The following is a 21,687-nucleotide window of genomic DNA, read 5'->3' as shown; positions in this document are numbered from 1 at the left end:
CTCGTTACCCTTCTTGAGCCGCTATTGAAACATCAAATACACCCGCTGCACGCGAGGCATCCATCACTTTTATCAAGGTTTCTGTAGTGGCTTTTTTATCGGCCTGAATAACCACACTACCTTGTGGATTTTCAGCTTTTAAACGTTCAATGTTGGCTTGTACAGCACGTACATCTATTTGACGTTTATTGATCCAAATTTCGCCTTGATCTGATATAGCCACTAATATGTTAGCGCGCTCTTTTTTAACCGCAGTTGCCGCTTCTGGTCGGTTTACATCAATACCGGCTTCTTTTACAAACGAGGCTGTAACAATAAAGAAAATAAGCATAATAAATACAACATCCAGCATAGGAGTCATGTTTATTTCTTCTGCTTCATCTTCTTGGAATAAATTACCTAATGGGGCTCTCATTTTACTTCTCCTAGAACAAGCGGTGATTATAACCACCGCTTTTCAATAATTATTTAGTGGTCTAACACCATAGTGTCTTGCAACAATTCAACTTCACGCTTTGCTTTACGCTGTAAATAGGTTGAGGCAAACACCCCTGATAACGCACCGACCATACCTGCCATAGTGGGTATAGTTGCTTTTGACACACCCGATGCCATAGAGCGTGCGCTGCCAGTACCTGTAATGGCCATTACATCGAAGACTTCTATCATCCCTGTAACTGTGCCAAGCAATCCTAATAGTGGACACAGCGCAACCATCACATTAATCAGTGGTAAGTTTGCGTTTAATCGCATACTGGCGCGTGACACCATGGCCTGGCGTATTTGCTCTGCGTTCCAGCTGTTGCGTTCACTGCGCGTTTTCCACGTATTTTTAACGTCTTTTTTGTAGTGTCGATAGCCATTAAAAAAGTACATAAATCGCTCGAGTATCAATAACCACATCGCGAAAATTAACACGGCAATGACCAAGAGAACTTGGCCACCCGTGTCGAGAAAATCACGGATAGCATTGATTGAATCAATCAATAGCACCATGGTTTAAGCTCCTTTCTCGCTTCGCTCGGCAATAATACCTGCACTTTGTTCTTGTAAAATAAGCAGTAAGCCTTTTGAGCGGGTATTCAATAAGGTGTATAAAAACACCGTAGGGATAGCAACAACAAGGCCTAATACAGTAGTAACCAAGGCTTGTGAAATACCGCCTGCCATTAGTTTAGGGTCGCCAGTACCGAATAAAGTAATCGCTTGGAAGGTATTGATCATCCCGGTTACCGTACCGAGTAAGCCCAGCAGTGGCGCTACCACAGAGATAATTTTAATAAGCGTTAAATTACGGGTGATTTTTGGCATTTCGCGTAAAATGGCTTCGCTTAACTTAAGTTCAAGCGTGTCGTACGCCACATTTGGGTATTGGTCTTTCACTTTCATGACGCGCCCTAGCGGGTTGTCATCACGGGCTGTATCATCTTTTAATTGACGACGGATTTTTCCACCCATCAACATCAGTGATACAAAACGCTCTAACGCAATTAATAACGCTAATAAACCAACGCCTAAAATAACGTAACCAACAGCACCACCTTGATGGACTTGCTCGCTGGTATCAGGGGCTTGTACTAATAAACCTAAAATTGAACCACCTGTTGGGTCAAGCGCAAACGGCACCACACCCGTGTTTGCTTGCTGCAAATCAGCAGCGGTCGCAGTAAAGCGGCTGCTTGGTTGGCGAGTAAGTTGGCTAATGGTATTGGTAGAAGGTGTATACTCTAGGTACTGACCGTCACTAATAAGGTTAAATGCACCCACACGTACCACTTCTTTTTGTACTTTATTGCCACCGTCAACAATTACATCGGTATTGAAGCGGCTTACTTTTCCTTGTTCGGTCATTTCGCGTTGTAGCTCAAACCAAACCTTTTCGATATCTTCAATAGACGCAAGCTTTGAGGTAGACCCCATTTTTTGCGCCAATTCATCCATAAAAGTACTACGTCCAGGTAACTGAGCAGATACCACAGAGGTTGCAAACTTATTGCTTGAATCACCAGCAACTTGCTGTAGTACACCAAATAGCTCTTTTAATGAACCCATACGCTTAGATAAAGTATCAGTCAAATTAGCCAGTTTAATTTCGTTTTCTTCAAACTGCGTTTCTAAGCGCTCTGACTCGCTGAGCATTTGGTTTCTTTTAGCTTGGGTGTTTTTAAGCATTTGTACTTGTTCATTTTCACGTGCAGCAAATTCTTGTTCACGCTGTTTATTTTGCTCTGATTGCGCTGATTTACCCTGCTCTAAGGTTTTTAATAAGGCATCTAAGTTCATTGGTTCAGCGGCAATGCTGGTGCCTACAAAGCTTAAGCTGGCTGCAAACACGGCCATTTTTGTCATTTTCGTTAATAATTTCATGGTAAACCTCTTATTCTGCAGCATGAATTGGCAGTGTTAACATATCGGGGGCTAGTTGTTTGCGAGCAATGCGAAGCCCTTTATTAATTTGACTAATAGTTGAATCAGGCAATGCAACAAACGACTGTGACTGTTGATCCCAACTACCTGCTTGTTTGCCATCGCGCGTAAGGTAAATTAGCTCTAAACGGCCAATGCGTAGAAAATCAACTTCACGTTCTTTATTGTCCACATCAAGCAATGCGGTATACGCTTCAATAGTGCGTCCGTAATCAACTTCAACTTGATAAGCTTCTAACACACGGCGGAATTTTTCACTTGATGAAATATCAGCACGCTCCATCATTGCATTTAACGATTCAAGACGCTGCTTACGTTCTTGTTTTAAAAACGGCACATCTAAGGCAATAAACTGTTCAAGCCCGGTGATCATGCGAAGCATTAGAGGTGTAATTTGGCGCTCAATAATCGATACCTGATCCATTGATAAATTAAGCGATTCCATCTCTTCTATTTGGTTATTTAACTGTTTTGTCAGCTGTGCGTTATAAACGGCTAAACCATCTATTTCTTTATTTAGGGTTTTAAATTGCTGTAAACGCCCTTGCATTGAATCTGCAATCTTGTCTATTTTTGTTTGTGATTGCGCAGCTAAATTATTAATGTCGCTACTTTTATCAATTACCGTGTTTAAATCATTGGCGTGGACTGCTGCACTTGCGGCTACAATACCAGCTAAAATTAATGGTTTAACGCCTTTCATCGTATACACCTTTGCTCGTTAATTAGCGGATTTGCTAGTGTTTATTAGTCGCTTTAGCCTGTTTATGAAAAAACATTTTAAAGCGAGATAGTTTCAATGAGCGAAAGTGTATAGATTAAAAATGACAAGCGTGTTGCGTAAAAAAGTCGCTTTTATGACAACGGTAATAAATTAGCCTTATTGGCTGAATTTAAAGTGCAGGGTGATGTTTGAAGCATAAATTTTATAAGTAAGACTGTATTTCACTAAGGGTATGCTGCCAATCTGTGTAGTTAATAGCAATAGGGTAAGCACGGTTGTTATGTATTAATACTAACGACGGGAAACCTTGAATAGGTAAACTGCGAACATAATTGAGCTCATCATCAAAGCGACGCTTAAGTTCATTAGAATGTAAGTATTGAGAAAATAAACTAGCATCTATACCAATTTGTTCGCTTAGTTTAATTAAAACCGCCTCATCCGATGGATTTTGCGCCTTTAAATAATAAGCTTGTTGAATGGCGTTAATCATCTGAGGTTCTTTGTTAAAGCCACGGGCAATTAATGCCGCCCTACAAGAAGGATAAGTAGAGCGGCGTGGTTGGCATTCTTGCCAAAAATTAAAATTAAACTCAGTGCCTAATTGGTTGCTAATGTTTTGCCATATGCCTTGTAGTTGCAACTGCATATCGGCACTCATTGGCTGGTCGCTATCTGCCGCTACCCCCCGACCCTATATTCTATAGGCAGAATATTTACTAAAGCAGTTTCTAGCTTTTGCCAAGTAGGTTTATAACCCCAGCACCAACTACACATAGGGTCGTGCACATAAATAAGCTTATTGACTGACATGCTCGCCCTGCGCAAATATGACTTTATTACGCCCTTGTGATTTTGCCTGATATAAATACTCATCGGCTTGTTTTAAGGCACTGTTGAAGTCGTCAACATGATTAGCTTGTGCAATGCCAATACTGCAGGTTAACGATACTCGTTGTTGTTTATCAGATAATATCACATGATGTTGCACGCATTCTCTAAAGCGATTAGCTAAAATACTGGCTTCAATGGTCGTTAGCTGCGGTAAAATTACTACAAACTCTTCACCACCATAACGGGCTTTAAGGGCGGTTGCAGGAAACTGCGACTCTAATAATTTAGTGAACTCTATTAATACGGTGTCACCAAAATCATGACCATAGGTGTCGTTTAATTGTTTAAAGTTATCTAAATCTAGGAGCAATATAGACAGCGGTAAATAATGTGTAGGTCGTGAAGCGGCGAGCTTTAAAAAATGAGAAGTAATAAAGCGACGGTTGGGTGCACCTGTGAGCTGATCTGTATAGGCGTATTGTTTTTGCTCTAAGGTAATATCAGCAATGGCAAGGTGGCTTCGGTGACGAAAATACTCACCGATAAAAGAAAAGACCAGCACTAATGAAAATGCAGCAACAAAACGGGTCTTTTCTACCTCACCATAAATAACCTGCCCCATATCGTGGCCATACAACATAACAATGCAGCTCAATAACATGGCACTACTTAACCATGCGCCAAGTTTTACACCCAGTATGGCAAATACAGCTACAGGATAAAACATTAGCCAATATAACGCAGTGTTATCTTTACCGCCTGTGTACACCAATGCTAAACACATCAAAAATACAATCATCAGAGTAATTAACGCAATTGCATTGAGCTTTTTGGTTTTTATAAAATAAACGATGCACCCAACAATGGTTAAGTTAACTGAAATTAACGCGGCAGTTAATATCGGCGCATAAACGCGATAATTTGCAATCACCAAATAAGTAATTAACACCAAGGCGATCGCTATCATGGTAAATAAAGAAAACGCTTGGCGTTGTCTATCAAAGCTATAAACACTGTCAATATTAACTAGACTAAGCCAGTTTGGTTTATTTATTTTTGTTTTATTGATCATACTTTGAATTTTTTAACCATCCGATCTAAGTCGCTAAATTGATGCTTAAGCTTGGTACATTCCTCTAAAGTAAGGTTAAGGTTAGATTGACCTTGAGTAGATAAGTCGCTAATAACATGAATATCTGAGTGTAATGATTTAACAACTTGGTTTTGTTCATCTGTGGCATTAGCCACACTATGATTAGCATCCGTTATTTGCCTTATCGCACTAATTATTTGCTTCATTACGTCGCCGACGGCATCCGCTTGCTGAACACTTTTTTCACTTTCTTCTAAACTGGTTTTCATCAGTTCAACGGCAGAGCTTGAGCCTTTTTGCAGTTCTATAACCGTATTTTCAATTTCTTGCGTTGATTTTTGAGTGCGTTGTGCTAATTGTCTTACTTCATCGGCAACAACGGCAAACCCTCTTCCCGCTTCACCCGCACGAGCGGCTTCTATCGCTGCATTTAAAGCGAGCAAGTTAGTTTGTTCACTCACTCCTTTAATTACTGCTAATACATTACCGATATTGGCGGTATGTGAATCTAAACTATTAATTGTTTCTTGCGCTTGCTCTATATTTTGCGAAAGTTGATGAATGCTTGATACGTTGTTAGTCAGTGTTTGCTGATTTTTAGCGCAATATTGATCAGCATCTTTAGCAAGCGTTGAGGCATTGCTAGCACTGCTTGAAATTTCTGTGGCGGTAGCAGAAAACTGATTAATTGCCGATGCTACGCTGTTAGTACGTTCACTTTGATCGTCGTACATAGTCAAGGTTGAATCTGTTTGCGTAACCAGCTTAGCAACAGCTGTTTCTAACAATTGCGCTGAAGACTTAACTTGAACAATTGAATTTTGAATTTTTTCTATAAAAATATTAAATGAATTACTTAACTGACCAAACTCATCATCGTTTTCTACACTGAGGCGACGAGTTAAATCGCCTTCACCTTGAGCTATATCTCTAATAGCATCGTTTAAGCGATACATAGGACGCATTAAGTAACGCAATAAAAGCTGTAGCGCAAAAACAATGACTAAGGTGCCTACTATTAAGTAAATCAGTGCTTTTTGACCAAATGCCGACACACTTTCGAAAGCCGTGTCTTTATTGATCACTGCTCCTAAATACCAATCAACATTTTCTATGCCATGAATTTTAGTAAATGACACTAAAACAGTTTCATCAGCAACTTGGTGCTCTGTAAAAGTATCAGCCAGCTCAATGTCTTTTCCAAATAATTCAGTCAGCGCTTTTGAATTTAACTTACTATTTGGATGGCTTAGTATTTGGCCATTATGATCTAATAAAAAGCCATAACCTAACCCTAAAAAATCAATATTGTCGATAATTTTAGCTATGGTTTGCATATCAATATCAGCACCTGCAACTCCTTTAAATTGGCCGTTAATATTTATGGGCGCAACAGCTGAAATGGTCAGTTCATTGGTGGTTACATCAATATAAGGGGTGGTGAATGCAGTGTTAGTTTTGTTTTCAACCAACTTATACCAAGGGCGGCTAGTTGCATCAAAATCGTCGGGTAAAATGACGCTTTGATCATTTAAAATAAACGCGCCTGAGGATTCGCCGATGTAAGTATTTTTAAAATCCCCTGCCATCTCTGCAGTATTTAATTGCGATAATGTAAGCGCTTTAGCGTCTGTAACTTGATAGGTGTTAGCCAGCGAGATAACAATGGCTAACTTGTTATTCAGCCAGCTTGCAATGTTCTGCGATACAGACTGGGAACTTTGTTTTAATACTAAAGATAGCTGCTCTTGAGTTTGATGACGCATTGAAAAATAGTTGTTAATAGTAAAAACACCTAACACTAAAACTAAGACCAATGACGCAGCGATGGTGATTTTGGAGGTGAATTTCAGCGAGCTAAACATAAGTACCTTAAGGATTAATCATTATTATCACTGTCTTTTTAACAAATTTTTAACTGAAAGTCTTAGCAAATATTGTTCAGGCGAGGTTAATAATTAAAAATAATAATAAATAATGAGATTTTAAATCCAAAAAGAACGGTATTTGGTTAAATCTTAAACTTATGACAAGTTGTAATTTAAGCTATATAAGCTTAGCTTTGTTGCTGGCATTGACTAATTATGGGTAACTGTCGCAGAACCTTCATCTGTGGATCGATAACGATAATGTCGCTTTTTTTGGCATTGATAGTGATCAGTCCATCCACTGGAGTGTGAGTTGTCAACTTCCCGTTTATAGAAATAGGAACCGGCATTTTAAACGCTGTGCCATCTTTTTCGCTGTTACTCCAGCTTAAATAAGCGACTGTATTGGTACGCTCCATGGTTAAGGTTGGTAACGCGGCTTGCTTTAGATACACATCAAATAACCACGTATAATCATCGCCCGTGATCCGGTTAACAATATTAATAAACTCTTGGCTACTGCGATAACGCGACTCGATTGGGTAACTCAAATTAGCTGTTTGCGTTTGACCATATACTAACTCTCGGGCAGCTTGCCAAAATAACTCGTCTCCAATTAGCCATCGCAGAGTGTGAAGCGTCCAACCACCTTTACCATAAATATCTGCATTAAACGCTTCTTTAGAAGTAACTTTCCCTTGTTTAACAATAGGATGGCAATTTTTTAATCCTAAATACGCGGTGTACATAGCATGGTTATAAGCAGCTTCACCAAATTTAAATAAGCTGTAAGCGGGTTGCATATAGAAACCAAAGCCTTCGTGTAACCACGCATCGTTGAGTTTTTCATGTGTCATTAAATTGCCAAACCATTCATGAGCCAACTCGTGCTGAATAAGCCAGTCATAGCCACTTGGATCGCGGGTATACCCTTTACCATAAGCGTTAATGGTTTGATGTTCCATACCCAGATGCGGTGTTTCCACAAAGCCTAATTTTTGCATTCCCCAAGGGTAAGGCCCTAATACAGATTCAAAAAATGCGAGCTGTTGATATACATCATCATTGAGTAGCATAGTGGCTTTGTGGCTGTTTTCAGGTAATGCCCAGAATTCAACAGGTACCTGCGTGCCGTTAATACTTTTATATTGCTGTTGAATACGTTCGAAGGGACCAATATTTAGCGCAATATTGTAATCACTCGCAGGCTCAGATAAAAACCAATCAAATTCAGTTGTATTATTTTTTAATGGCATAATTTTTTTAAGTACACCATTACTAGCAACACTTAACCCCGTAGGTACTGTCACACGAATACGCATACTGTCGGCTTTATCACTGAAGTGATCTTTGCAAGGCCAAAATAAATCACAGCCCTCGCCTTGTACTGCTGTTGCTATCCAAGGCTGACCTTGTGCCGTATGGCTAAATACAAAGCCACCACTCCACGGAGGATTAGTAGCTTCATGAGGGTGTCCTGAATAGCTAATGGCAACCTCGACAACTTCACCTGGGTATTTAGTTTCATACAAATCAATAATGATAATGCCCTGCTGGTGACTAAAATTGACTGGTTGCTTTGCAACAGTGACATTTTCAATAGAGAAACGATTATCGAGCTTGAGTTCGACTTGCTGCGTTTTTTTCAGCACGCGAAACATGGTTTTACCTATGCCAGAAATTTTTTTCTTACTGGGCAGGACAACTAGCTGCAAATCGTAAAAAATGACATCAGTGGTTTGGGCTATCGTGGATAACGACTCACCAGTACTTGCTACTTGAGGATCTAAAGCTGCAGGCTTTGAATAACAGCCTGTTAGCGGAATGCTTAGTAACATTAGCCAACAACAGCAAAACAAGTAACGTACCCTATGCATAAAATGTAAAACCTTGTAGTTATTATTTTTTCATTATAATTACATATTTTTACACTTATAGAGTTAAAAAAAGACGAACTGCTTATTTTTTAAGTTAATTAGTTACTTTTATTTACATTTAACTAGGATCTATTGATGCTTTGCGGATTAATATTTTTTTAAACTGGGGGCGATTTAATCGTGGTGCGAGGTTGGTAAATTAGTGGTGGGCTCGATAACTTCTCCTGCGCTATTCCATTAACTTACATCCATGTAAGAATAAGTAAAACCGAGCAAAGCTACCACGTCCTGTTCACGCTTATATTGTGTATACTAAGGTTGTTTTTTCCATTTCATTTTATTATTGGTATCGCGTGATGAAATAATGGTTTCATCGCTGCTTTGGATCCCGCCCAATTTAGAGAGTCGGTCATAAAGAACAACATTACAAGTTGCCGCTAAATTCATACAACCAATAGTAGGGATATACACCACTTCGTCGCACCATTTTAAAACATCTTTAGGCACAGAGCCGTCTTCTGGACCAAATACATAAAATGCGTTCTCGGGGTGAGTAAATTCGGGCAAAGGAGTGGCACCTTCAATTAACTCAATTACCACTACTTTTGCATTTTGTGGCTTAACTGATGCTAAATCGTCGGTGGCGGTTAATGGAATGCGTTGCACCACATTTTTCGTATCCGTATGAAATTTTTGTGCATTTAAATAACGGTTGCCGGTAAAAAACACCTGCTTGGCGTCATAACAACCTGCTGCGCGTAATACTCCACCCACATTGGTTGGGCTTTTAGGGTTTATTAAACCAATACTTGCTCGTAACTTACTCACTAGTTGCAATCCTTGGTTGGCCACTCGGCAATATACAAGTCAAAATCATCTAATTTTACATCACAATCTTTTACTGTTTTATCTTTGACTGAAATGTTTAGCTCATGCATTTTAGTTTTATCGCCGTTATTCAGTAACGGATGCCACGTTGCTAAACCTCGCCCTTCATGAAGACGGCGGTAGCTACAGCTTTGGGGCATGAAAAAGATGTCTTTTAGGTTTTCTTTAGTGAGCTTAACGCACGAAGGGACTAAGGTTTGGCGGTTTTCGTATTCACTACAGCCACAGGTATTGTTATCAAGGTATTGACAAACAATGTTGGTAAATATTAGTTGCTCGCCTTCTCTTAGCTGATCGGTAGCAGTAAAGTCATCTTCGTCTTCACTGTCAATAAAGGTGTTTAAACAACACTTTCCACATCCATCACAAATGGCTTCCCATTCTTGTTGGTTCATTTCATTTAGGCTTTTACTAAGCCAAAATTGGGTATTTGCTAATTGTTGATCAAACATGGTGTTCTCGCCCCTTTTAAGAGCGCGCATTCTAACGTATTGCAGCAAAGCGCGCAAAGCCAATCCCTAATATCTGCATGGCTTCGCGCGATTTTATTACTGCTGAGATTTAACCCAACGTTTAATTTTTTCTCCAGAATAGGCATAGGTAATGCACCATCAATCAATATTTGCGTATGAAACGCTTTAATATCAAATTGCTCACCTAATTGCTGGTGGGCGTAATCTCTGAGCTCTTTAATTTTAAACTCGCCCAATTTGTACGATAATGCTTGCCCAGGCCATGCGATATAGCGCTCAACTTCAGCGATAACATCACTTTTTGCCATTGAAGAATTTGCTAGCATGTAATCAATGCCTTGTTGACGTGTCCAACCTTTGGCATGAAAACCTGTATCAAGCACTAATCGCATCGCTCTTAGCTGCTCATCGCTAAGACGCCCGTACCACATATACGGGTCAGTAAATAAGCCCAGTTCTTTGCCTAGGCTTTCTGCGTATAAAGCCCAGCCCTCGGCAAATACCGTGTAGCCGCCAAATTTACGAAAATCAGGTAAGCTTTGCACCTCTTGTTGCAGCGCAATTTGAAAGTGATGCCCCGGAGCGGCTTCATGAATAGACAGCGTTTCGAGTAAGAACTTAGGCTGTGCTTTTAAGTTGTATGTATTGATATAAAATATACCTGGGCGCGAACCATCAGGAGCAGGCCCTGCATACGACGCTCCTGCAGCCGATTGGGCACGATAGGCTTCAACCGCTTTAACAACATAAGGAGCCTTAGGCTCAATATTAAATAACTTTGGTAAGCGAGCGTCTATTTTTACTTTAATTTGTTCATAGGCGGCAATTAACTCATCGGCTGTTTTATAATAAAACTCATCTGAGTCACGTAAGTGGTTAAAAAAGGCTGATAATTCTCCTTCAAATCCTACGGTGTCTTTAACCGTTTTCATCTCACTTAAGATTCTTGCCACTTCACTTAAACCAATCTCATGAATTTCATCCGCTGATAAACTTAATGTAGTATTTTTCTTTATTTGGTAGTCGTACCACGCTTTACCATTGGGTAAATCAGCATAACCAACAGAATCGCGGGCATAAGGAATATAATCGTTAAGTAAGAAATCGCTCATTCGCTGATATGCAGGCACTAATTTATCTAAAATCAATGTTGTATACTGCGATCTTAACTGTTGCTTTTCATCAGCTGCAAAAGAGTCTGGCATGGCTTTAATGGGCGAATAAAAGAGAGAATCTTCTGCGCTTGTAACAACATGCGCTTTAAATTGCGGGAGTAATTTTTTTGCTAATGGCATAGGCAGTACCACATTGTTTTTAACGCCTTGCGCCATTGATTGTTCAACACTTGCAAGCCATTTAACGAAACCTTCGGCACGCTTAATAAATTTTTGGTAGTCGGCAACAGTATTAAAAGGCTGAGCACTTTGTCCTGAACCAAATCCAGCGAAGGTATTATGCGCACCTGACATTTGATTTATCGGTAACAAATAATTTTTATATTGCATCCCCTCAAGCTTGAGGGCTAAATCTCGGGATAACACTTCAAAATTCAGTAGCGCTTGACCGGTCAGTTGTGATTCATCAATCAGCGTTAAGCGTTGTTGATATTTTTTGTAAAATGCGGCTTTTTTATCGCGATTAAGCTTCGATATTTCAGGCAAAAATTGATCATCAAATTCATGGCGGCCATTATAAGTAGCGCTTAATGGATTAAAAGCTAATGATTCATCGTAGTACTGAGCAACGAGCACATCTAATTGCTGCTCGGCTGATAATTCGCTTATTACAGGTGAGACTGACTGATTTGTGTTTAATTGTGAGCTGGTGCTCATACAACCACTTAAGGCAAACATAACGCTACTGGCAACCAGTGCTATTTTAATAACTTTCATAAATTCCCTTGTTAGTTTTTACCCTTCAATTATGCGGTTTTAAATAGCTTAAATAAAGCAATTACGGTCAATGCTATTCGTCGCTACATTATTTACTCAATAGCGCATGGTTGCTACATTCAAGTGAATGAAAATAATTATAATGACTTAAACATGAAAAAACATTTATTGACTCTATCAATCGCATTAATGAGCTTAACCAGTGCAAGTACACTAGCCACAACCTATATATCGGCCAAAGCTTTACTAGATGTTGAAACAGGCGAACTTAAATCTAATCCGTTGATTGCGATAGATAACGGTGTTATTAGCCAAATCCAATTTAATAAAAAGCCCAAGCTTACCAATAATGATGAACTGATAAACCTACCCAAACTCACCCTGTTGCCAGGGTTAATGGACATGCACGTACATTTAACCAGCGATCCAACCGTGTCTCGTAGTGAACGTTTAGGGCAATCTGTTCCGCGAATGGCCATTAAAGCCAGCTATTTTGCTAAGCAAACCTTAGAAGCTGGATTTACTACAGTAAGGAACTTAGGTGCACAAGGCTACAGTGTTATTGCGGTGCGAGACGGTGTTAATGCCGGTGATATTATCGGCCCACGCATTTGGGCTGCAGGGCCTTCTTTGAGCATTACTGGTGGGCACTGCGATAATAATCGCTTACCTCCAGAGATGAAATATACTGCCACCGGCGTTGCTGATGGCCCATGGGCAGTACGTATTAAAGTGCGTGAAAATATAAAATATGGCGCTAATGCAATCAAACTATGCGCTACAGGTGGGGTATTTTCTAAAGGAACAAAAGTCGGCATACAGCAATACGCCTTTGAAGAAATGAAAGCCATTGTTGATGAAGCGCACATGCGTGAATTACCTGTTGCCGCTCACGCACATGGAACTAACGGTATTAAAACGGCAATAAAAGCCGGTGTAGATAGTGTTGAGCACGCTAGCTTTTTAGACGATGAAGCAATTGCGCTTGCAAAAGAGCATGGAACTTGGCTGTCTATGGATATTTATAATACCGAATATACGCTAAGCTTTGGTGAACAAAATGGCGTGGATGAAGAAAATCTAAATAAAGAACGTCTGGTATCAAAAAAACAACGCGATAGTTTTAAACGCGCGGTTGAAGCGGGTGTAAACATGGTATTTGGAACCGACGCAGCTATTTACCCGCATGGTGATAATGCCAAACAGTTTTCCCGTATGGTTGAATTTGGTATGAGTGAATTACAAGCTATTCAAGCCGCGACCATTAATAGTGCTAAATTATTAAAAGCTGATAAACAACTAGGGCAAATTAAAACTGGTTTTGCAGCTGATATTATAGCGGTAAACACTAACCCATTAAAAAACATTTCTACACTAGAGCAGATCCCATTCGTTATGAAAGCGGGTGTGGTTTACAAACAGTAAACCCAAAACGCCTCTATAATGTTGAGCTGCGCTCAACCTTAACATTTTTTTAGCAAATCTAGCTAAGCTGCTTGTTTAACCATCAATATTATATTCAAAAGATCTTTCCGCTAAACCAATTATCTACTGTAATACTCCATTGAAATTTTCAAATATGATTACTTTTAAATCACATTGAATAACAATCAAGCAAACGTACCTATTAAAGTAAAAAAATTGAACTTTTTATTTAATTTTAAAATGATAACCATTATCATTCGCGCAAATTAACAAATGCGAATGGTTATCAGTTTATGAAAAGGTTTCAATACTCTCTCCTCACTCTAGCGTGTTTAAACGCAAATTTAACAATGGCTAACGAGTCACAAGTTAATTCAGATATTGAACGAATTAGCGTTTACGAACAGCAAAACCGAGTGGTGATGAATTCAGGTTTAGCGACTAAATCAGACATGTCACTAATGGAAACCCCAGCACCGGTGGTCATTGTTGATAAAGCACTGATTGAATCACAAGGTATTGATAGCCTTCAGGACGTGATCCGTAATGTGAGTGGCCTAACTCAAGCGGGAAATAACTATGGCATTGGTGACAATTTAGTTATTCGTGGTTTGGGAGCTAATTACACTTATGACGGTATGTATGGCGGAGCAGGCTTAGGCAATACATTTAACCCTACTCGTTCTTTAACCAATGTTGAATCGATTGAAGTGTTAAAGGGTCCTGCAACTGGACTGTATGGTATGGGTAGTGCCGGTGGTGTGATCAACCTGATTGAAAAAAAACCACAGTTTAACGAGCAACATACCCTAGAAATGGATATCGGTCAGTGGGATAGTTATTCGCTTTCACTCGATAGCACCAATGCACTAACTGATGATTTAGCTTATCGGGTAATGGCCAAAACCGCCTCTAGCGATGGCTTTCGTGATTTAAAAGAGCAGCGCGATGAAATTTACTCGTCTTTAAAATATGTGCTTAATGACCAGCAATCTTTTGTATTGTCTGGGGCATATATCAAAGACGCTATCGCAGTGGATTCTATTGGCCACCCTATTCGTATTTTTAACAGTAAATCGGTTAACGGTTTAACTGCAGGAGAAGTATCAGGCGCCGATTTAGTTAATGACCCTACAGCAAGTGGGTTACAATTGAGTGAAGCACAACGAAATGAACTCGCTAACTCTTTGGCAAGCAATGATGGCTTAACACCCTTTAACTTTGGTACCAATGGCATAATATCACCGATGGCAAAGGATAACGAAGGTGAAGAGCTGCGTTTTAAATTAGCGCACAATTACTACATTAGTGATGATTTATTTTTAAATCAACAGCTACAGTACCGTAATTACACTTCTAGCTTTGCCCGCCAAACAGGTGCTTATAATTATGTGTATTGGAACCGACGCGGTGTAATTAACCAAGATCCACGCGCACCGTTAGTTGTTGATAATGTATTACACCCATTTGCGGCCAGACGCCAAGAATATCGCCAAGTAGAAGCAGATGAGAAATCATGGCAATACTTTTTAGATTTACGTTATGACTTTATGCTCGGCAATATAGAAAACGAATTACTGGTTAATGCCAACTACGAAGACCGAGATATTCGTTTTAAACAATACTCCATTTATGATGCCGATAAGGTTATTAAAAACAAAGACGGTGAAGTGATTTATCAAGGTGCACTACCGTATATTTTTGATATACGCCAGCCAAATTGGCCTGCGGATGAATTTGCTGATTATGATCCGCTTAAAACCAGTGATTACAATAAAAAAGTACAAGCATGGGGCGTAGGCCTTCAACATGTTGCTTACATTAACGATAAGATCACTACTCGTATTGGTGTTGCTCATAATCGTATTAAACAAAGTTACGAGCACTTTGGTGTTGACCCTCGTTATAGTCAAAGCCGCGCAAATCCAACGCCAGAAGCAAATACCTCAGACAGTGGTTTAACGTATAACCTAGGTGCTAATTATCAAGTAAACGCTGATATGGCTTTGTTTTTAAATCACTCTAAAGGGCGCACAGCTTACAGTGTTCTTGGCTCTGTTGCCGGTAATGAAGCCGATAGAGACGATTCCGAATCTGTGAGTAACGATTTAGGATTTCGTTTTAAAGCATTTGATGACCAATTACTGGCATCAATTGTGGTATTTGAAAGTGCGCGTACTAATTTAGAATATGCCAACCCTCTTTATGAAGCCGGCGTGTCAGCACCTGACGTAGTAGAGAGCTTTTTTGATGGCGAAGAACAGACAAAAGGTGTAGAGATTGATTTAAATGCCTATTTGAACGATCAATGGAAAGTTAATATCAACGGTGTTTATCAAGACGCCCGCGATAAAACCAACCCAAATCGTGACAGCTATAATACTCGTCAAAAAGGGGTGCCTTATGTAACAGCAAGTTCATGGGTTACTTACTCAGCAGCGCTGTTTGAATTACCGCAAGCAGTTGATTTAAGCGCAGGCTTAACATTTGTTGATAAGCGTAGTACTAACTCAAGTTCATTTGGTATTGATAATGGCTACGTACCGGCTTATACCGTATATGATGCTGCGGTTAGCTATAAAGCAGACAACTGGCATATGCAATTAAACATTAATAACCTGTTTAATAAAAAATACTATTCTAAAGCCATGTTTTTAGGCGGAATGCCAGGTGAAGAACGTAATGCAAAGCTAAGCTTTAGTTACACACTTTAATAGTTTAATAATTTAAAAAAGCACGGTATTTCAATTGAGATACCGTGTTTTTTTTATGTAAAAACTTAGGGTCTGTTGACCTTTGCGGATTAAAATTTGTTCAAACTAGGGGCGATTTAATCACGGCGCGAGGTTTGTAACCTAGTGGGCTAAGTAAAAACCGAGCAACAAAGAGTAAATCGCCCCTAGGCAGAACCCTTCGGGCAGCGCCTGTTTGGCATTGATGCTGCGTTATCGCCTATTTATGGGGAATAACCACACCACATAGGCTCTGCCTTGCCTAAATACCAAACAGACTGCTGCAAATTTAACCTTGAAAGATCAACAGACCCTAATATTAAATCGTAACAACTATACGGCCGTTTATTTCGCCTTTAAGCATGTCATCAAAAATTTCATTAATATCTTCAAGTTTTTTCTCTTCAATGATGGCTTTTACTTTGCCTTGAGCAGCAAATTCAAGACATTCTTGCAGGTCTTTTCGCGTACCTACAATAGAACCAACTACTGAAACACCATTTAATACGGTGTCAAAAATTGGCAATGGCATATCTTCAGGCGGTAAACCAACCAATACACATTTCCCCCACGGCGAACACTTTTATATGCTTGTTCAAACCCTGGTTTTGATACTGCGGTACACACAACAGCATGAGCGCCACCTACTTGCTCAAAAATAGCCTCACTGGGCACCACTTCTTTAAAATCAAGCGTAATATCAGCACCCAACTCTTTAGCTAGCGCCATTTTCTCTTTGCCAGTATCTACCGCAATAACATTAAAGCCCATTGCTTTTGCATATTGCACTGCTAAGTGCCCTAAACCACCCACACCGACAATAGCAACCCATTGACCTGGTTTAGCGCCAGACACTTTTAAAGCTTTATACGTTGTTACGCCCGCACAAAATAAGGGGGCAGCTTCAGCAAAACCTAAACCTTCCGGTATTTTGATGATGTAGTCACCATGAGCTAAACAGTATTCTGCATACCCACCGTCAATAGAGTAACCCGTATTATGTTGCGATAAACACAAGGTTTCGCGTCCATCTAAACAAAACTCACAATGGCCACATGCGCTGTATAACCATGGTACGCCTACTCTATCGCCCACTTCTAAGTGCTTAATATTACTTCCTAGTTTTTCTATTACACCAACACCTTCGTGCCCAGGTACTAATGGCATTTTCGGTTTTACCGGCCAATCGCCATGACATGCGTGTAAATCAGTGTGGCACACACCACAAGCGGCTATTTTTACTAGGACATCGTTAGGACCTACTTCTGGGATAGGCAAATCGGTGATCGCTAACTTGCCTTTATATTCTGTATTTATTGCTGCTTTCATAGTCATTCCATCGTTTATAAAAAATTTTATTATTCAACAAGGTCGTTAAATAACAATGTCATGTTGCATATCCGCAACATACCTCACTATAAATGCTTAGATATTAATCTATATCAATCATTAGTCGTAAAACGTGGCTTTTTATCCCAGCTTAAGTCTTGCCATACCTAACCAGCGTGCTAGCATAGATTTCATTTATTTTTGAAACTTGTAACAATGACATTATCAGAAAAAAACTTTGCCTTTGTAATGCATTGTGGTGAGATGGGCAGCCGCTGGGGATTTAATCGCACCATTGGACAAATGTGTGGTTTATTGATTATTACTAAAGATCCAATGACGGCAAATCAAATCGCTGATGCGCTAAGTATCTCTCGCGGTAACGTGAGTATGGGGATCAAAGAATTACAATCTTGGCAGCTGATCAAAGTAATGCATATCCCAGGAGATAGAAAAGAGTACTATGCCCCTGCAGGCGATATTTGGGATATGGCAAATCGCGTATTCGAAGAGCGCAAAAAACGTGAAGTTGAGCCAACACTGAGCTTACTCCGGGATAACTTACTAGACGAAGCAAGTAACGACGATGAAATCTACGCTCAAAAACAAATGGGCGAAATCCATAACTTACTTGAAACAGTAACTAAATGGTCGTCAGAATTACAACGTTTAACCCCTGAGCAGCTTAATAAGCTAATGAAACTAGGTTCAGGGATTGGCAAAGTCATTGACCTAAAAGATAAAATATTTAAAAAAGAAATTTAGTCGATAGGTCACTCACAAAAAAGCCGCAATTTGCGGCTTTTTAGTTATTTGCTTTATTTAAATTTTTGGATAAGCAATTCTATCTGACAAATAACCCACGCTAGTTGCAAAGTAATATGACCGATTCCAGTGCATAAATACCTTGTAGTTATCGTATGCTAAATACATCCGCCCGTTTGCATCATCAGGCATTACTAATGCAGCATCTACAGCAACATTTGGTAAATCGCTGCCGTCTGCTCGACGAACCCCTAACGCTTGCCAATCAGCGAGTGAGCGCTCTGAATCGTTCCAATATTCAAGCCATTGCTTACGAGTTTTAGTGCCGCGCTTTAAAATATACTGTTGATCAAAATCAGCAGGTAATTGAACTTGGCGACCCCAGGTTAAGTTGTCATTCCAACCCTCTTGCTTTAAGTAATTAGCAATAGAGGCAAACGCATCTTCTTTGGTTGTCCAAATATCTTTGCGGCCATCGTTGTTGTAATCTACAGCATAGGCATTAAATGAGGTTGGCATAAATTGAGTTTGCCCCATTGCACCCGCCCATGAGCCTTTAAATTTATCAAGCGTAATATGACCCGACTTTAATATATCCAGTGCGGCCCATAATTGGCGCTTATATAATGCTTCACGGCGCCCATCAAAAGCCAGTGTTACCAACGATGAAATCACGTTGTGGCCACCTTGAATAGCACCAAAATTACTCTCTAAGCCCCAAATAGCCACAATAAAGCGTGCTTGAACGCCAAAGTCTTTTGCGACCTTCTCAAGAATGTCTTGGTTTTCTTTGTACAACTTGCGCGCGCGATCAATTTTCCATTGAGGCACTCGTTTTGGTAAATATGTTTCCAGTGTTTCTTTTACTTCAGGTTGATTTTTATCTGCTGAAATCACTTTTTCTTTGTAAGATGCAGTGGCAAATGCTTGCTCAATTAACTGAGTATCGTAACCTTTCGCTATTGCCTCTTGCTTTAAATTAGTAAGGTATTGTTGAAACTCAGCTTGGGTTTTTGCCATCACCGATGAGCTTAAACAGATACCACACAATACAACTGCTAATTTTTTAATCACTATCTGCTCCATTTTGTTTTCTTAATTGACTTAGCAAGTTTTCCTCTGGGGGCGGAATTTGTAAATAATAGCCTTGGTCGCTGAGCGACTGTTTTAAAGTGTCTAAATCCGCTACGCCTAGTTGAGTTCGCTTAGCTAAATTAATGATCATCACGTACTGAGGTTGACCAAACATGGCCATTAAAGGTTCCGGAACTTTACTAAAATCATCTCTTTTTTCAATAAATAAGAAAGTATCTGCTTTTTTCTTACTTTTATATACCGCAGTTAGCATTATGGCCCTATAAAATCTTGCTTAACAGTGCTACACACTATAACATGGCAATAATAATAAGTTATAAAAATTAGAGTGAAAACTACAATAAACACCTTGTTCAGCCTAGGTTTATATAAAAATTTCACACTAACCAGACAATCCAGTTGAGCATCTATGTCGGACCAAATTTTTGAGCTAAAAGGCAACCTTTTTACCTTATCAGTTTTACATCTTTATAGTACTGATATACCCCTTTTAGCAGAACAACTGTATATAAAAATAGCCCAAGCCCCAAAGTTCTTTGAGGGTGCCCCCATTGTCGTGAATTTAATTGAAGTAAAAAATAATCCTATTGATTTTGTTCACTTAAAGTCACTCATCGAACGCATGAGTTTTAATGCTGTCGGTGTATGTAATGGTTCTGATGAGCAGCACAAACAAGCGAAAGCTGCTGGTTTATCTGTTTTAAACTATTCACAAGACGTTAAGAGTGAAGCTCCAAGAGTAGAGCCAAATACCTCGGTTGTTGAAAAAACCGTGTATTTACCAGCACAAATTATTAATGGTGCAGTTCGCTCAGGGCAACAGGTTTACGCCAAAGACCGTGATTTAGTGGTATTAGGCGCAGTAAGCCATGGTGCAGAAGTAATTGCAGATGGCAATGTACATATATATGGAACCTTACGCGGCCGTGCAATCGCCGGTGCGAAAGGACTAGAAAACGCATACATTTTTTGTAATAAATTAGAAGCAGAACTCGTTTCAATCAATGGAAATTACTGGATCAGTGACTCACTTCAAGGTGAACACTGGGGTAACGCAGTTCAAATACAACAAAAAAATGAATCTTTAGAAATTTCAGCTTTGGTTAAAGGATAAATCTCATGGCAAAAATAATTGTCGTTACCTCGGGTAAAGGGGGTGTTGGTAAAACAACATCAAGCGCAGCAATTGGTACAGGCTTGGCATTGAAAGGCTACAAGACTGTTATCATCGATTTTGATATCGGCCTGCGGAATTTAGACCTTATTATGGGTTGTGAACGTCGCGTAGTGTATGACTTTGTCAATGTGATCAATGGTGAAGCCAACCTTAACCAAGCACTTATAAAGGATAAGCGTGTAGAGAAGTTATTTTTACTTCCTGCATCGCAAACACGCGATAAAGATGCACTCACACGTGATGGCGTTGAACGTGTACTTAATGAGTTAAAAGAAGACTTTGACTACATAGTGTGTGATTCTCCTGCAGGTATAGAAGCCGGTGCTATGATGGCTATGTACTTCGCTGATGAAGCTATTGTAACTACCAACCCGGAAGTATCGTCAGTAAGAGACTCTGATCGTATATTGGGTATTTTACACAGTAAATCTAAGCGTGCCGAAGAAGGTTTAGAAAACATTAAAGAGCATTTGCTAATAACACGCTATAATCCAGATCGTGTATCAAAAGGTGAAATGCTATCTGTTGAAGATATCCAGGACATTCTAGCTATCGACTTACTAGGTGTCATTCCTGAATCTCAAGCAGTACTTAGTGCATCTAACTCAGGACAACCCGTTATTCTTGATAGCGAATCAGACGCAGGTCAAGCCTATGCTGATGCGATCAGTCGTTTATTAGGCGAGACGGTTGAATTTAGATTTTTAGATGTAGAGAAAAAGGGTTTATTCAAACGGATATTTGGAGGTTAATGTGTCTTTACTTGACTACTTCCGCTCAGAAAAGAAAAACAGTGCGTCATTAGCAAAAGAGCGATTGCAGATCATAGTCGCGCACGAACGTTCTCAGCGTGGTACACCTGATTACTTGCCGCAGTTAAAGCAAGATATACTAGATGTCATTCGTAAGTACGTAAATGTAGGCGCCGATGCAGTTCAAGTTCAGTTTGATCAAAATGAAGATGATTTAGCCGTACTCGAGCTCAATGTGACATTACCTGACGAAGAAAAGAAATAATGAAAAAGGGCGCTAAGCGCCCTTTTTCATCTGTTTTTAACTCGTCTTGTAAACTTTATTTAATTATCCCA

17 protein-coding genes and 3 pseudogenes are annotated in these 21,687 nt (G+C 39.7%); 6 read left to right on the top strand and 14 right to left on the bottom strand.

The window, feature by feature from the left end; all coding sequences use genetic code 11:
• Positions 1–4 precede the first annotated feature (4 nt).
• The 11 genes and pseudogenes from AB8618_RS17165 to AB8618_RS17115 all read right to left on the bottom strand — a co-directional run bounded on the left by AB8618_RS17165 (position 5) and on the right by AB8618_RS17115 (position 12,076).
• Complete coding sequence (locus AB8618_RS17165) at positions 5–415, bottom strand: ExbD/TolR family protein (protein WP_008111500.1); 411 nt, start codon at positions 413–415, stop codon at positions 5–7.
• 53 nt (positions 416–468) lie between these two features.
• Positions 469–996: a MotA/TolQ/ExbB proton channel family protein gene (locus AB8618_RS17160; RefSeq protein WP_008111501.1), complete on the bottom strand. Its 528-nt coding sequence runs from the start codon at positions 994–996 to the stop codon at positions 469–471.
• 3 nt (positions 997–999) lie between these two features.
• On the bottom strand, positions 1,000–2,367 hold the full coding sequence (locus AB8618_RS17155) for a MotA/TolQ/ExbB proton channel family protein (RefSeq protein WP_413403295.1): 1,368 nt from the start codon (positions 2,365–2,367) through the stop codon (positions 1,000–1,002).
• A 10-nt stretch (positions 2,368–2,377) separates the two neighbouring features.
• Entirely contained in the window at positions 2,378–3,130 is a 753-nt protein-coding gene (locus AB8618_RS17150; RefSeq protein ID WP_138606484.1) for a DUF3450 domain-containing protein, read from the bottom strand.
• 223 nt (positions 3,131–3,353) lie between these two features.
• Positions 3,354–3,964: pseudogene (locus AB8618_RS17145) on the bottom strand (DsbA family protein).
• Positions 3,951–5,057, bottom strand: a complete 1,107-nt coding sequence (locus AB8618_RS17140) for a sensor domain-containing diguanylate cyclase (protein ID WP_409425966.1) — start codon at positions 5,055–5,057, stop codon at positions 3,951–3,953. Before AB8618_RS17140 ends, AB8618_RS17145 begins: the two are co-directional and overlap by 14 nt.
• Entirely contained in the window at positions 5,054–6,943 is a 1,890-nt protein-coding gene (locus AB8618_RS17135; protein ID WP_409425965.1) for a methyl-accepting chemotaxis protein, read from the bottom strand. The genes AB8618_RS17140 and AB8618_RS17135 overlap by 4 nt, the downstream gene beginning before the upstream one ends.
• Positions 6,944–7,134: 191 nt before the next feature.
• The gene (locus AB8618_RS17130; protein WP_413403291.1) at positions 7,135–8,823 is read right to left on the bottom strand and encodes a M1 family metallopeptidase; all 1,689 of its coding nucleotides are present in this window, start codon (positions 8,821–8,823) and stop codon (positions 7,135–7,137) included.
• Between the two features lie 312 nt (positions 8,824–9,135).
• On the bottom strand, positions 9,136–9,651 hold the full coding sequence (locus tag AB8618_RS17125) for an RNA methyltransferase (RefSeq protein WP_413403289.1): 516 nt from the start codon (positions 9,649–9,651) through the stop codon (positions 9,136–9,138).
• Positions 9,651–10,163, bottom strand: coding sequence for a YcgN family cysteine cluster protein (locus AB8618_RS17120; protein ID WP_138606494.1), 513 nt, complete (start codon positions 10,161–10,163; stop codon positions 9,651–9,653). Before AB8618_RS17120 ends, AB8618_RS17125 begins: the two co-directional genes overlap by 1 nt.
• A gap of 96 nt (positions 10,164–10,259) precedes the next feature.
• Positions 10,260–12,076: pseudogene (locus AB8618_RS17115) on the bottom strand (DUF885 domain-containing protein).
• A 153-nt stretch (positions 12,077–12,229) separates the two neighbouring features.
• On the opposite strand from AB8618_RS17115, the gene AB8618_RS17110 reads away from it, so the two are divergent.
• Together AB8618_RS17110 and AB8618_RS17105 are read left to right on the top strand one after the other, a co-directional pair.
• On the top strand, positions 12,230–13,501 hold the full coding sequence (locus tag AB8618_RS17110) for an amidohydrolase family protein (RefSeq protein WP_413403285.1): 1,272 nt from the start codon (positions 12,230–12,232) through the stop codon (positions 13,499–13,501).
• 293 nt (positions 13,502–13,794) lie between these two features.
• A complete protein-coding gene (locus AB8618_RS17105) occupies positions 13,795–16,215 on the top strand; it encodes a TonB-dependent receptor (RefSeq protein WP_413403283.1) in 2,421 nt (806 codons plus the stop codon).
• A gap of 337 nt (positions 16,216–16,552) precedes the next feature.
• Here the strand turns inward: AB8618_RS17105 and adhP are convergent.
• A pseudogene (adhP, locus tag AB8618_RS17100) lies at positions 16,553–17,562 on the bottom strand (alcohol dehydrogenase AdhP).
• Between the two features lie 216 nt (positions 17,563–17,778).
• Here adhP and AB8618_RS17095 point away from each other — a divergent pair.
• Positions 17,779–18,327, top strand: coding sequence for a GbsR/MarR family transcriptional regulator (locus tag AB8618_RS17095; RefSeq protein ID WP_010388849.1), 549 nt, complete (start codon positions 17,779–17,781; stop codon positions 18,325–18,327).
• Between the two features lie 57 nt (positions 18,328–18,384).
• On the opposite strand, the gene AB8618_RS17090 is transcribed toward AB8618_RS17095, so the two are convergent.
• Positions 18,385–19,401: a lytic murein transglycosylase gene (locus AB8618_RS17090; protein WP_409425957.1), complete on the bottom strand. Its 1,017-nt coding sequence runs from the start codon at positions 19,399–19,401 to the stop codon at positions 18,385–18,387.
• Entirely contained in the window at positions 19,394–19,675 is a 282-nt protein-coding gene (locus tag AB8618_RS17085; RefSeq protein ID WP_013463311.1) for a YcgL domain-containing protein, read from the bottom strand. Before AB8618_RS17085 ends, AB8618_RS17090 begins: the two co-directional genes overlap by 8 nt.
• A gap of 156 nt (positions 19,676–19,831) precedes the next feature.
• Between AB8618_RS17085 and minC the strand changes: the two genes are divergently transcribed.
• The 3 genes from minC to minE are packed head-to-tail and all read left to right on the top strand — an operon-like array spanning position 19,832 to position 21,616.
• Complete coding sequence (gene minC / locus AB8618_RS17080) at positions 19,832–20,536, top strand: septum site-determining protein MinC (RefSeq protein WP_413403280.1); 705 nt, start codon at positions 19,832–19,834, stop codon at positions 20,534–20,536.
• 5 nt (positions 20,537–20,541) lie between these two features.
• A complete protein-coding gene (gene minD, locus AB8618_RS17075) occupies positions 20,542–21,351 on the top strand; it encodes a septum site-determining protein MinD (RefSeq protein WP_013463309.1) in 810 nt (269 codons plus the stop codon).
• A gap of 1 nt (position 21,352) precedes the next feature.
• Positions 21,353–21,616: a cell division topological specificity factor MinE gene (gene minE, locus AB8618_RS17070; protein WP_008111532.1), complete on the top strand. Its 264-nt coding sequence runs from the start codon at positions 21,353–21,355 to the stop codon at positions 21,614–21,616.
• Positions 21,617–21,687 lie beyond the last annotated feature (71 nt).

Source organism: Pseudoalteromonas sp. RW-H-Ap-1, assembly GCF_048318575.1.
Lineage (GTDB): Bacteria > Pseudomonadota > Gammaproteobacteria > Enterobacterales > Alteromonadaceae > Pseudoalteromonas.
The sequence above is the reverse complement of the archived record's forward strand: the minus strand, read 5'-3'. Positions and strand labels throughout refer to the sequence as shown.